Genomic DNA, 12858 nt, shown 5'->3' with positions numbered 1-12858 from the left:
GGGTTCCCCTCAGAGAATGAGCGAGCCGTGCTCGTCCAGCGCGGCGGTGAGCACGGCCCGCAGCCGCTCGACGTACCGGTCCACGTCCTCGGTGGAGCGCAGCGTCGCGGGCGGCGGGTCGATCCGGAAGGCCGTGGGCTCGGCGAGCCGTGCCGCCTTCTCCCGTGCCTGCTGCAGGCGGACCCGCACCGAGACGATGCGGTTCTCCCAGGACGACAGCGACTCGCGGTCCAGAGCGGCGAGCACCGCCGCGGGCCCGCTCAGGTCGGCGGCGGCGACCGGCACCAGGCCGGTCCCGGCCAGGACGGCCTGCTGCTGGTCGGCGCCGGCCGCGCGCCACGTCTCGTCGGCGCCGAGCTCGTCGAGCGCCTCGCGCAGGGCCGTGTCGTGGCGTTCGGCCCGGGACCCGACCTCCGCGCGCAGAAGAGCGGTCAGCTCCTGCACGACGGGCCCGACCGGGTCCACCCGGTCCAGGAGCAGCCGCCCCGCCGACACCGCCTCCAGCCGGCCGACCACCGAAGCCGCCGCCGGCAGGTCCCGCGCGTGGGCCGCCAAACTCCGCGCCTGCCGGAAGGCGTCCAGCCGCGGCTGCCGCAGGCTCGCCCGCCTGGTCCACTCCTCGATCTCGGCGAGCAGCGCCTCCCGCCGCTCGAAGACCCCGACGACCAGGTCGTTGCCCCGGCGGGTCCGCAGCTCGCGGACGGAGTCGGCGGACGGCACCGGCGGCAGCGGGGCCGATCCGCCCGCCGCCTGCGCGAGCTCGCCGAGCCGGTCCAGGAGCGCGGCGCAGCCGGCCGCCTCCTCGTTGTTCCGGAACGGGACCTCTGCGCGGGTGAGGACCTGCCGCACACCGAGCCGCTGCGGAAGCGCGAGCGACGCGCCCTCGCGACGGAAGGAGAGCTTCCCGATCCTCGTCGGGGTGATGTCGCGGGCGGTCACCGGGGTACCGCTGTCCTCGGCGGTGATCTCCCCGGCCAGCAGCAGCACCAGCAGCGCGCCGTGCACGGCGTCGCGCGGCCACCCGTACGGCGAGGACTCGAAGCGCCGGCGCAGTTCGAGGCCGGTGGCGCCGGTCCCCGGCACCGCGTCCCGTACCGCCTTGCACACCGGGTGCCCGGCCGCGTCGCCGCTGTAGCCGACCGCGGCCAGCGCGTCGGTGTTGCCCTGCTGCGCCCGGCTGACCACCGTGCCCCAGCCGGTGTGGTCGCCGTCGCCGAATTTGGGGTACATCCGGTCCAGGGCCCGCTCGGTGGCGGCGGCCAGCGCGTTCCTCAGGTCGCTTCCCGCCACCCGGTTGCCGCCCGCCTGCACGACGAACCCGCCTCGTACGACCTCGCCGACCAGCGCGTCCACCCGCTCGCGCGCGCTGTCGCGGGTGGACTGCATGGCCCGCTGGGCGGCGAGCCCCTCGTCCGTCGTGGGACGCGCCCTGGCGTCGAGGGTCTCCTGCGCGGAGCGCAGCTCGCCGAGCGCCTGGCGCAGCGCGTCGGGCTCGTGCTTGGGCAGGTGCACGAAGACCAGCGGGGAGTCCTGGCCAGCCCCGGTCGCCTCGTCGGTGAACTGCTTGCCGGTGACGTCCCAGCCGTCACGCACCCAGACCGGTACGTCGGCCCCGACGGCGGGCGCGGTGTCGCCGAAATGCGCGGACACCGTCCGCTGCGTCCTGCTCACGCCCTGCGTCGTGCCGCGCTGGACCAGCCGCCCCACGGCGTCCCGCAACTCCTTGTCGCGGGCCGCGGCCACGCGGCCCGCGTCGCTGAGGAAGGCGTACAGGCGCGCCTGGAAGTCCCTGGTCCACTCCTGGCCGGCCCGGGTCTGGAGCCGGTACTCGTCGTCGACCCGCTGGAGCTTGGACTCGGCCCGCAGCTCCTCCAGCAGCCGCGGTACGTCGCGGCGCAGCCGGTCGCCGGCGCCGGTGAGATCGTCGACGAGCAGGTCCGCGATGTGTTCGGCGGTCGCCCGGACCCCGGTGTCGGTGAAGCCCTCGCGGGAGAGCTGGGCGATCAGGAAGACCAGCGCGAGGACACGGGAGCGCAGCTCGCCGTCCGGCCCCTGCTTCCTCTCGTTCTGGATGAGTTCCTCGACCTCCCGCAGGAGGACCCGGCTCTGCAGCATCCCGGACGACTGCTGTCCGTATATGAAGTCGGCGGGCACGACGGTGCCGACGGCCGACCGCGCGACATGGCGGTTGGCCTCGTGCACCGCCCGCAGCTGGGTGCGGAGCTGGCCCGCCTTGCCGCCCTTGTCCACCGCGCGCAGCACCTGTTCCCAGAACCGGCGGCGCGAGGGCAGCAGCGGGTAGTCCGGCACCAGGTCCGGGCCGTCACCGGGGGCCGCCGCGATCCGCGATCCGCTCAGCTGCCGGTCGATCTCCCCCGACACCCGGCCCAGGGTGCTCTCCAGCTCACCGATCCGGTCCGCGCGCTTGCGCAGCGCGACCTTGCGGATGACGCTGTCCACATCGGTGTTGGACAGCTGGATCTGGACGCTGAACCGGTCGGTGAGCTTCTGCAGGGTGGCCGTGGCCTGGAGGGCGGACTGGCCGGTGGCCACGATCAGCAGCCGGCTCTGGAACTTCGCCGAGCACAGCTCGACCAGGTTCTGCACACCCAGGGCCCGCTCGGGATCCTCGGAGATGAACTGCTGCATCTCGTCGAGGACGACCAGCGTGCACGGGATCCGGCCCGGACGGGTCGACATCAGGCCGAGGACGTCGCCGAGGACGGTGAGCATCTCGTCGTCGCTGATGTCCGCGCGCTCCGGGAACTGCTCCCGCAGCTGCTTGCGCACCTCCGCGGCGCTGTCGGCGAATCCGGGCAGCGCGTCGAGGACCGCCAGCGGCAGCAGCCGCGCGACGTAGAGGTTGTGGAGCTCCTGCCGGAAGTCGCCGCCGTGCCGCTCGACGTACTCCCGTACCGCGGCGTGGATGCCCTCCTTGTGCAGCCAGATCGCGCACCGGGCCGGCGCGAGCTTCTCCGGCAGGCCGGCGCCGCGCAGCAGGACCGACAGGAAGGCCAGCCGGACGCTCTCCCCGGCGCCCGATCCCAGCATCCCGGACACCGACCAGAGCCCGCCGGCCCGCTCCGCCGCCGTGGACAGCTCGCGCAGCGACTCCCCGATCCGGGGCGTGAAGTCCACCAGTTCCCGGGTGGACGCGCCGTCCGGCAGCCGCACGTCCTGCCACAGGAACTCCAGTACGCGCGCCAGGTGCGACTTCCCGCTCCCGTAGAACCCGCTCACCCACACCGCCGGCTGCTGCGCCTGCCCCAGGTGGCGCAGGTAGGTCCCCAGGACGAGGTCGAGGCCGTTCTCGTACTCGCCCTCGCACACGAAGCTGGACAGCTCGTAGCGCAGGACCTCCCACTCCTTGGCGTCGGCGGGCCGGCCGACCTTCGACACACCGAGGTTCGGGATGTCCTTGTCGGTCGGGTCCTCTACGAACAGCTCCCGGTTCAACGTCACAGCGCGTCCTTCGCGTCGGTGATGGGTGTGGCGAGGTAGTTCCAGCCGTCCCGGGCTTCGAGCAGGCGGTAGTTGGAGCCGTCGCGCTCACCGGGGAAGAAGACCACCAGCCGCCCCCGAACCGATCCGCCCACCCCGTCGAGCACCCGGCTCACCTTCGAGAAGGGGAAGAGCGACCCCACGCCGACCAGCGCCACCGCGGTGTTCTCGTCGGCGGCGGGGTCCTCGAGCGCGGCGACGACCGCCTCCTGGACATAGCGGTCGAAGTCCTCCAGCGCGGCGCCGGAGAGCAGCTCGGGCTCCTCGAAGTACGCGTCACGGTACGGGTGGCGGCCGAGCCAGCCGGCGAACGCGTCGGTGACGTCCACCTGCCGCCAGCCGTGCCCGGACTTGGTGGTCGCGATCTCGAACTCGGCCAGCCGGGCCCGCAGCCGCCGCTCGTCGCGCGGCGGGTAGACGACCGTCCAGACCCGCTGCGGGTACGCGAGGTCGCCCGCCCACGGCAGGGCGACGAAGCGCGCGTACGCCCGCGCGAGGGCGTCCATGTCGGTCATGCGGCCCCTCCGGCGCTCTCGGCGCTCTCGGCGTCCTTGGGGTCCTCGGCGTCCTCGGCGTCCTCACGGTCGAACGGCCTGAGCAGGTGCCGGAAGCCGATCTCGACGACGCCCCCGGCCGACCGGTTCTCCAGGTAGCCGTCGAGACCCGCCCGCTCGACCAGCGCCGTCAGCTCGTGGGCGTCACGGTCGAGGAAGCCGGCCCACCGGGTGGTGAACAGCCCCTGGCCGCGGGCGCCCTGCACATGCCCCAGCAGGAGCGCGAAGGCGGCGGCGGCCGGACGGGCCTCCACCCGTACCCGCGTCTTGCCGGTACGGCCCCGCAGATGCCCCGTCTGGGTCCAGGAGGAGCCGGTGTTGCGGCCGATTTTGGCCACGCTCGCCCCGCTGTAGGAGCCGGGGAAGGCGGCCGCGACGGCCCGCGCCAGGTCCGCGGAGGACACCACGGTGCCGGGCGGCGCCGGGACCACCGCCGCCGCGCTGGCCCGGAACACGCTGTCGCGGGCGAGCGCGGCGAGCCCGGCCAGCAGCGGGCGGGCCGCCGGGTCCTCGTCCCACAGGTCGCGCAGCGCGCGGAAGAGCAGCCGCGACGGGTCCAGCAGGTACAGCTCCCGCAGGTACCGGAACGCCCGCCGCCGCCCCTCCAGCGTCGACCTCCCCAGGACGTTGTCGTCCACGGCCGCGCGGTGGTAGTCCCCGGCGCTCGCGCCGCCCGGAACGGTGGCCAGCAGCCGGCCGAGCAGCTCAAGAGCAATCGTGTGACTGGTGTTGGCCCCGCCCGCCCGGTCCCCAGCCACGATGTCGGACCGCGCCAACGCTCTGGTCACCTCGTTCTCTGCCCATCCCTTTGCCGCCACCACCCTACCGGCCGCCCCGCCCCGCCATCGGCAGCCGGGGCGGCACCGGCGGCCGGGCGGACCCGCCTGCTCCCGGCTGGGCGAGGTGCGGGCGAGGTGCGGGCGCGGTGCGGCGCGGCGAGGTGCGGCTGCCGCTGGCGGGGCGGCCCGGCGCCGACGGCCAAACCCCGTCCCGGTGTCGGCACATCCGCGGCTGGGGCCCGTCGGGTGGATCTCCGCGGCGTCGCGGGCCCCGGTCCGCACGCCTGCCACGTTCCCGCCGGTCGGCGACGCACCGCGCCGCCCCCCTCCTCAGCCGCGCAGCCGCGACGCACCGGACCCCGCTCCCCGACCCGTGCGGATCCACGCGCGGATCCGCACGACAGGCCCCCGTCGGCGTGTCCCGCCGGGCCACACGCGAAAGCCTCCCGCGTCCCCTGCGGCGCGCGCGGTATCCGATCGGAACGGAGCGGAGTCCGCTCGTTGTTGAACGGAAAAGACCGCCGGGAGTACGCGACCGGAAAAGCGCGAACCGGCGGCGGAACGGCGGCGGAACGGCGGGGTGGGAATACCGGCGGCGCAACGCCGGTGTCCCGGCCACATCACGGACGGCAATTCCCGCCGGGCCGGCCGGATCTCCGGCGCCCCGGCGCCGACGCCACGGCGCGGCGGATCGTCCCGACCCGGCAGAGCCGCCGCTGCCGACCGGTGGCAGGGCGTCGGCGGCGCGTCGCCCACCCGCAGGTCGGCGGGGCGTTTCTTGTGGGCGCCAAGCGCGGGGCCGATCGGCCGGGCGGCCCCCTGAGCCGCGCGGAAACCCACGGCCACCGGCGCCGTCGACGGCCGGTCGGCGGGCCCCAGAAGAAACACGTCGCGGCTGGAAGCGGACCACGCGGCGTCATAGGACCGCCATCCTGCGACAGGGCGGACAGGTAGCGGGCAGGTAAACGACAGGCTGACATTGAGGCGGGTAAGAATCTCCGTCGAGGACTCGCCGGCAGGCGGGGGACTGCGGTCACCCAACGCATGGCTGCTGCTGGATCCCTCGGCCCGGCGGGGCGCGCGGGCGACCATGGAGGCGGGCACACCCCACCCGCGGGACGGAACGGGCGAGGCGTTCGACGGGGATCACGCCGGCGATCCACTCCGGCTTCAGCGTCGCCTCGTAGGGCCCGGCGCTCGCGCAGTGGCCCAGCACCCGGCCGGGCCACGGACCGGCGGTGACGTCCGAGTACCCGGACGGCACCAGGATCACGGTGCGCGGCCCGCTGCCGCCGGGCTGCTGCCCGCGCCGGCCGCCGCGCCGGACGACGGGCCGGCCGAGCCGCCGGAAGAGGGGTGGGAAGAGCGGGACGGGCCCGCGTGGTGACGGACCTGCCGGAGCTGCCGGGTCTGCCGGACCTGAAGGACTCCCGTGCGGTCCTGATCGGCCCCAGCCGGTACCGGACGCTCCATCCGCTGCCGTCGGTGGCGACCAGCGTGGCCGACCTCAAGGACGTGCCGACGTCGCCGGACGGATGGGGCCTGCCCGCATCGCACTGCCGGACGGTGCTCGAACCCTCCTCGCCCGCGGTCTTCTTCGACGCCGTGCACGAAGCGGCGCAGGAGGCCGCGGACACGCTCGTCGTCTTCTACCCGGGACACGGACTCCTCGACGACAGGGGCGATCTGTATCCGGCGGTGCCCGACAGCGACAAGGGCCGGGCCTACTCCACCGCCGTACCGTACGCGTGGTTCCGCCGCGAACTGCCGAGGTAGCCGGCGCGGCGGCGTCCGCCGCCCCGCGGACGCCGCACCTCCGTCGCCGGCACCACCCGGCGGAACATCCGCCACAGGTCGTCCGGCACCAGCCGCTCGGTCAGAACCGTCATGAAGCGACCAACGGGTCCGCCGGCCGAAGGAAACGGACCCCGCGCCGGGCGCCCCGCGCGGTCCGCCGCAGAACCCGCCACGCGGCGGCCCCGGCCCCGGGGCCGCCCGCGGGAGAGCCCGCCGGCGCACCCCGCGGCGACAGGCGCCCGCGCCGGCAGGGACGGCGGGGTCCGGGTGCCGTCGCGCCGGGGGAGCGGCGGTCAGGCCGGGTCCGGCTCCCGCAGGCGGCTCAGCAGCTGGTCCCCGATCCGCGCCACCTCCGGCTTGTACGGGGTGTCGGACAGGATGAAGTGGGTGATGCCGAGCTCACCGTACTTGCGCAGGGCCGCGGCCACGTCGTCGGGAGAGCCGACCAGCCAGGTGGTCGCCGCCCCGCCGCCGCCGAACCGCCCGGGGGCGGTGTAAAGGCAGGTGTCCAGTACCTCGCCGCGCCGCGCGAGATCGTAGAGCCGCTGCTGGCCGACGGCCCGCCGCCGGCCGCTGTCCATCGTCGACTCGCTGCGGCCCCCCATCCGGGCCACCTTCTCCTCGGCGTCGCGCCACGCCTCCTCGGTGGTGTCCCGGACCAGGGTTGTGATCCGCAGACCGAACTCCAGCGGCGCGTGGGTGCGGCCGACGGACGCGGCGAGCGCCTTGAGCCGGTCGACCCGCTCGGCCACGCCGTCCAGCGGCTCGCCCCAGAACAGCTGGACATCGGCCTCGGCGGCCGAGACCCGCTCGGCCGCCGCGGAGGCCCCGCCGAAGTAGAGCCGCGGGGTGCGGCCGTTCTCGGCGCCGTACGGCCGCGGGCCCACCGTCGAGTCCGCCACGGCGAAGAACTCGCCCTTGTACGTGACGTTCTCCTCGGTCCACAGCCGGCGGACGAGCTGGAGGAACTCCCGGGTGCGGTCGTAGCGGCGGGCCGGATCGCTCTCCCCGTCGCCGTACGCGGCGGCGTTGTCCAGGCCGCTGACGATGTTGACCAGCAGGCGTCCCCGGCTGAGCTGGTCCAAGGTGGCGGCGGCGCCGGCGAACTGCGCGGGCTGCCAGTAGCCCGGCCTGACCGCCACCAGCGGCTGGAAGGTGGTGGTGCGCGCCGCCAGCGCGGTGGCCACGGTGAAGGTGTCGGGCCGGCCCCACCCGGTGCCGATGAGGGCGCCGTCCCAGCCGTGGTCCTCGGCGGCGCGGGCCAGTTCGGCGGAGAAGTCGAGCGTCCCCCACCCGGTCCTGGTGTCGTCGCCGCGGTGGCCGGGCTCGATCGTGTTGGGGATGTACCAGAGGAACTGTCGGCTCATGTCAGGGCTCCGATGGGGTGCCGGGCAGGACGGCCCTGACCGGTGGGGTGCGTTCCGCCGGCGGGGCGGCGCGGGCTGCGGGGACGGCGGCGCGGTCGCGCCGGCGGCCGCCCACGCCGTTCGGCGCCGGGGTACGCGGGCGGACCGCAGTGGCCGGTCCGCCCCGCGGTACCCGGACGCCGTGCCGCCGTCGGGCACGGGACCGGGGGCGGCTGGGTCACGGGGTGCGCTCCTTTCCGGCCGCGCCGGGGGCGCCCGGCGGGTCCGAACGGGGGCCGCCCGCGGCCGGGGTGCCCGCGCCGGGCGGGGCCTGCCGCCCCGGCGCCGTCGTCCGTTCCGCCGCCGGCCGCCAGCCGAGCAGCGGCGCGACGTCCTCGGCGGCGGACCGCAGCAGCCTGAGGTGCTCGGCGAACTCCGGTACCCCGGGCACGAAGCTGACCAGCAGGTCCGTACCGGCGGCCAGCGCCGGGTCGGCGGCCAGCCGTTCCGCGATCAGCTCCGCGGGGCCGAGCAGGGCCCGGTCGTGGTCCAGGTACTCCTCGACACTCAGCCGCGCGCCGTCCTCCCGGCCCGGGAACCACGACTGCCAGCGGCGGACCCCCGGGGCGACGGCCCGGACGGCGGCGGCGCGGTCCGGGGCCGGGTAGACCGCCCGCGACACCTGTATCCGCGGCAAGCCCTGCGCCGAGGACCACGCGTCGCGGTACGCCGCGACCAACTCGGCCTGCCGCTCCCGGCTGTGCTGCGGGGCCCACCCGGTCGACCGGGACAGCTGCAGGCCGTCGCCGGCCCGCGCGGCGCGCACGGCCGCCCCCACGGCGAGCGCCGGGTCGCTGGTGGTGGCCTGCCACACCCGTTGCCGCAGTCCGGGCGCGGGCGGGTGGAGAACCTCGCCGAGCGAGTTGACCGGGGCCCCGGCGAGTACGTCGTGCAGCCGGTCGACAGCGGCGTCGAAGAGCCGGTGCCGGGCGCCGGGATCCTTGCCGAACGCCTCCCACGCACCGGGGAAGGGTCCCGAGCCGACGCCCAGTTCGAGCCGCCCGCCGCTCAGCTCGTCCAGCAGCGCGGCGTCCTCGGCCACCTTGAGCGGATCCTCCAGGGGCAGCACCAGAACGCCGGTGCCCAGCCGGATGCGGCGGGTGCGCTCGGCGACGGCGGCGAGCAGCACCAGCGGCGCCGAGACGTGCTCGTTCCCCTGCCGGAAGTGCCGCTGGATCACCCAGCCGGAGTCGTAGCCCAGCTCCTCCGCCGCGACGAACAGGTCGACGGCCTCGCGGTACGCCGCAGCGGGCGCCTGGCCGTTGTCGAGGTGCAGCAGGAACGCGAGCCGGAACGGCCGGCCGTCCTCGACCCCCGCCCCCACCCCGTGCGCGCCCCGGGGCGCGGCGTCAGCCACGGCACTGCGCACAGAAACCGGTTTTGTGGATGCCGTACTGCTCGATCAATGTCAGTTCCTCCTCGGCCAGTGGCGGGGAAATCGCGATCACCCGTCCATTGTGGTCCAGCCGCCGGGCCGCGTCGGTGCGACCGCCCGGACGCCGGCCGGCCGGCTCCGCGGGGACGGCGGGCCGCCGCGCGGATACCGAGGGCCCGCCGCGTGGCGATGTCGATCCGAGCCGGCTCCACCGGAGCCTGTCCTGGACGGCAAGCCCGCCGCCGACCTGTCGACCGCGTCGGGCAACCACCTGGAGCGGATCAAGGTCATCTACAACGCGAGCACCCGGAAGTACGTGCTCATCGCGCACTACGAGAACTCGACCTCGCGGTGCTCACCATCGGTGCCGGAGCCGGCGCCGGGCTCGCGGTCAGCGGCGCTCTGGTCCGGGGCACCGGCATCGCGGCCGGCGAACGGGGCCACGCGGCGGTCGTCATCGACGGGCGACCGTGCCGGTGCGGGAACCGCGGCTGCCTGGAAGCGTACGTGGGCGCGCGCGGCATCGTGCAGCAGCTGCGGGAGTACGTGCCGGACAGCCGGCCGCTGCGGGCCGAGGACCAGGCGGCCACCGTCGCCGCGCTCGCCGGGGGACTGGCCCGCGGCGACGAGACCGCGGGTGCGGTGCTGCGGCAGACCGCCCGGTACCGCGGAGTGGGCATCGCCAACCTGATCAACATGCTCAACCCCGCAGTGACCGTGGTGGGCGGCTGGGTCACCGAACTGCCCGGTCCCCGGCTGGTGCCCGCGGCGGCGGAGACGGCCGCACAGCACACCTTCGACCGCACCTTCAACGCCACCCGCACCGAGATGCCGACGCTTATCGGCAACCCGGTCAGCCCCGGTGCGGGGATCTTCGCGCTGGAGGGCTTCCTGGCCGGTCTCGGGGTCTCCACCTTCCGTGACTCCGCCCGTCACACCGCGGCGATCGCCACCACGACCCAGCCCGCGGGCTGACCGCCGGGCGCCCGGCGGGAAGCGGCCCTCAGCCGGCGGTCCCGCCGCCGGCCCCCGCGGCGGACGGGCGGGCCCTCGTCGCCCGTGGTCAACTCACCGGCGACGTAGGCATGTCCCGCGGTGCAGGAGTGTTCGCCCGGTTCCAGCGAGTCCGTGAGGGCCGCCGCCTGGAGCGGGACATGGCAGCGCGGGCCGAACCGCGCGCCGCCTTCGGCCGGTCGTTCCCGGTGTGCCGCCCGCGCGGTGCGCTGCGCGGGGACCCGCGGCCTTCGAACTCCCGGGGGCAGGGGTCGAGGTAGTGCTCCCCGGCTGGTCGTCGCCGGCTCATCGCGCCGTCCTCGGAATCGGGGTGCCGCGGACGCCGGGCGGATCAAGGGGGAGGGTCTCCAGCAGGACGGTTGCGCACCTGTCCTGCTTCGCAGACGGAGTTTCCCCCTGCCGGGCGATGGGTGCCGAAGCCAGGGTGCCGCCTGCCGGCGACAGGCGGGCGCCGTCGCTTCTGGGCCGTGTCCGACGAATCCTGCCTGGTCCGGGGCGTCCGGTGCGCGTGCTCGCCGTGTCGCCGGGTTGGTCCGGGCGGGGCCTGTGCCGAGGACGTCCCTCCGCCTTGCGAGCGCGCGCACCGGACGCCGCAGTCCCCGCCCTGCCGGGCAGATACCGATACCCGTCAGACACGCCCTGGTTCACTCCTCAGCGGGGCCGAGGTCCGGTGCGTCCCGCAGGTCCACCGAGGTCCGGGCGGCCGCGTGCAGTTCGAGCAGGACGACGTCGTTGGCACCCGCGCGCAGCACCGGTCCGGGCACGTACAGCCGCTGTTGCGGGCCGCGGGACCAGTAGCGGCCCAGCGCGAAGCCGTTGATCCAGGCGCAGCCCTTCGTCCATCCTGACAGGTCCAGGTACGTGTCGGCGGGTCCGGCCACCTCAAAGGCGCCACGGTGGAAGGCCGGTCCGACGCCGGGTGCGGCCGGGCCGAAGCGCAGGCCGCCGAGGTCGTCGAGCGGCAGCGGGCGGCTGCGCCAACCGCCGGTGGCGGGAGCGCCGTTGACGGTGACCGGTCCGATCAGACCCTTGCGGTCGTGGATGCCACGGCCGTAGTTGACCCGGCCCTGGTTCTCCACCAGCAGGGTGAGGGCCGCGCCGCCCGCCGGTACGGTGAAGGCGAGGGTGTGCTCATGGCTCTCACGCTCCAGCACGCCGACCGGCTGGCCGTCGAGGAAGACCTGGGCGCGGTCGCGTACGCCCGGAGCGTGCAGCAGGGTGCGGCCGGGTGTGTCGAGCCGGGTCTCGTAGAGCACGAAGCCGAAGTCCTGGCCCAGCTCCTCCATGGTCAGCGGCCGGTCGGCGGACTCGGCCGCGCCCAGCAGGTCGAGATCGGCGAACAGCGCCGCCTGCTCGGTCAGTTCGACGCCCAGCAGGTTCAGCTTCTTCGACGGTTCGGGCAGCGGCGCGTCCGAGACGGGCGCGTAGCGGGCGATGACCTCCCGGAAGGCGGTGAACTTCGCGGTGGGGTCGCCGGCTTCGTCCAGCGGGGCGTCGTAGTCGTAGGAGGTGACCGTGGGCCGGTAGGTGTGCTTGTCGTTGGCGCCGTTGGTGAAGCCGAAGTTGGTGCCGCCGTGGAACATGTACAGGTTGACGCTCGCACCCGCCGCCAGCATGGTGTCCAGTTCGGCGGCGGCGTCGGCCGCCGGGCGTACGACGTGCACACCGCCCCAGCGGTCGAACCAGCCGTTCCAGAACTCGGCGCACATCAGCGGCCCCTCGGGCTGGTGCGCCCGCAACGCGGGCAGGTGCGTGGCCGCGCCGGAGCCGAAGTTCGCGGTGCTCAGCACACCGGGCACGCTGCCGCGGGTCAGGTCGGAGGGCTGGTCGCAGGTGAACAGCGGTACGTCCACACCGCGTTCGCGCAGCCCGGTGACCAGATGGGTGAGGTAGGCGGTGTCGTCCTCGGAACCGTCGCTGAAGGCCCCGAACTCGTTCTCCACCTGGACGGCCAGCACCGGCCCGCCCCGCGGGCCCAGATACGGCAGCACCCGGGGCAGGAGTTCGTCGAAGTAGTCGTCCACAGCGGCCAGGTAGCGCGGGTCGGTGCTGCGCAGCCTGATGTCGGGATCGGCCAGCAGCCAGGACGGCAGGCCGCCGCCCTCCCACTCGGCGCAGATGTACGGCCCCGGGCGCAGGAGCACGTGCAGGCCCTCCTCCCGGGCAAGGTCGAGGAAGGCGGTGAGGTCGAGGCCGCCGTCCCACCGCCAGTGGTCCGGACGCGGCTGGTGGAGGTTCCACGGTATGTAGGTGTCCACCGCGTTCAGCCCCAGCAGCCGGGCCTTGCGCAGCCGGTCCCGCCACTGGTCGGGATGCACTCGGAAGTAGTGCAGGCCGCCGGAGATGATGCGGAACGCCTCTCCGTCGAGACGGAAGCCGTCTCGTTCGACACGCAAAGTGGGCATGGGGTGGTGGTCCTCTACGTCAGGCGG

At 74.9% G+C, this 12858-nt stretch carries 8 protein-coding genes; 2 read left to right on the top strand and 6 right to left on the bottom strand.

Annotated elements, in window-relative coordinates:
* Positions 1 to 9: 9 nt before the first annotated feature.
* The 3 genes from brxC to RLT57_RS01180 are packed head-to-tail and all read right to left on the bottom strand — an operon-like array spanning position 10 to position 4843.
* Positions 10 to 3462: a BREX system P-loop protein BrxC gene (gene brxC, locus RLT57_RS01190; RefSeq protein WP_311295475.1), complete on the bottom strand. Its 3453-nt coding sequence runs from the start codon at positions 3460 to 3462 to the stop codon at positions 10 to 12.
* The gene (locus RLT57_RS01185; RefSeq protein ID WP_311295474.1) at positions 3459 to 4016 is read right to left on the bottom strand and encodes a BREX protein BrxB domain-containing protein; all 558 of its coding nucleotides are present in this window, start codon (positions 4014 to 4016) and stop codon (positions 3459 to 3461) included. The genes brxC and RLT57_RS01185 overlap by 4 nt, the downstream gene beginning before the upstream one ends.
* Positions 4013 to 4843, bottom strand: coding sequence for a hypothetical protein (locus RLT57_RS01180; protein WP_311295473.1), 831 nt, complete (start codon positions 4841 to 4843; stop codon positions 4013 to 4015). Before RLT57_RS01180 ends, RLT57_RS01185 begins: the two co-directional genes overlap by 4 nt.
* Before the next feature lie 1371 nt (positions 4844 to 6214).
* Here RLT57_RS01180 and RLT57_RS01175 point away from each other — a divergent pair.
* Positions 6215 to 6610: a hypothetical protein gene (locus RLT57_RS01175; protein ID WP_311295472.1), complete on the top strand. Its 396-nt coding sequence runs from the start codon at positions 6215 to 6217 to the stop codon at positions 6608 to 6610.
* Between the two features lie 314 nt (positions 6611 to 6924).
* Here RLT57_RS01175 and RLT57_RS01170 read toward each other — a convergent pair whose 3' ends face one another.
* Together RLT57_RS01170 and RLT57_RS01165 are read right to left on the bottom strand one after the other, a co-directional pair.
* Positions 6925 to 7998: an LLM class flavin-dependent oxidoreductase gene (locus tag RLT57_RS01170; RefSeq protein WP_311295471.1), complete on the bottom strand. Its 1074-nt coding sequence runs from the start codon at positions 7996 to 7998 to the stop codon at positions 6925 to 6927.
* Positions 7999 to 8215: 217 nt separating this feature from the next.
* On the bottom strand, positions 8216 to 9394 hold the full coding sequence (locus tag RLT57_RS01165) for an LLM class flavin-dependent oxidoreductase (protein ID WP_311295470.1): 1179 nt from the start codon (positions 9392 to 9394) through the stop codon (positions 8216 to 8218).
* A 369-nt stretch (positions 9395 to 9763) separates the two neighbouring features.
* Here RLT57_RS01165 and RLT57_RS01160 point away from each other — a divergent pair, with 369 nt between their 5' ends.
* The gene (locus RLT57_RS01160) at positions 9764 to 10387 is read left to right on the top strand and encodes an ROK family protein (protein ID WP_311295469.1); all 624 of its coding nucleotides are present in this window, start codon (positions 9764 to 9766) and stop codon (positions 10385 to 10387) included.
* 683 nt (positions 10388 to 11070) lie between these two features.
* Here the strand turns inward: RLT57_RS01160 and RLT57_RS01155 are convergent.
* Positions 11071 to 12831 (bottom strand): glycoside hydrolase family 35 protein, encoded by a 1761-nt coding sequence (locus tag RLT57_RS01155; protein ID WP_311295468.1) that lies wholly within the window; start codon positions 12829 to 12831, stop codon positions 11071 to 11073.
* Positions 12832 to 12858 lie beyond the last annotated feature (27 nt).

It is taken from the genome of Streptomyces sp. ITFR-21 (genome assembly GCF_031844685.1).
Taxonomy (GTDB): Bacteria; Actinomycetota; Actinomycetes; order Streptomycetales; family Streptomycetaceae; genus Actinacidiphila.
The sequence above is the reverse complement of the archived record's forward strand: the minus strand, read 5'-3'. Positions and strand labels throughout refer to the sequence as shown.

Bases quoted from the DNA above. Each gene is read 5' to 3' on its own strand.
- RLT57_RS01185 (WP_311295474.1), bottom strand. From the start codon at position 4,016: ATGACCGACATGGACGCCCTCGCGCGGGCGTACGCGCGCTTCGTCGCC.
- RLT57_RS01155 (WP_311295468.1), bottom strand. From the start codon at position 12,831: ATGCCCACTTTGCGTGTCGAACGAGACGGCTTCCGTCTCGACGGAGAG.
- RLT57_RS01170 (WP_311295471.1), bottom strand. From the start codon at position 7,998: ATGAGCCGACAGTTCCTCTGGTACATCCCCAACACGATCGAGCCCGGC.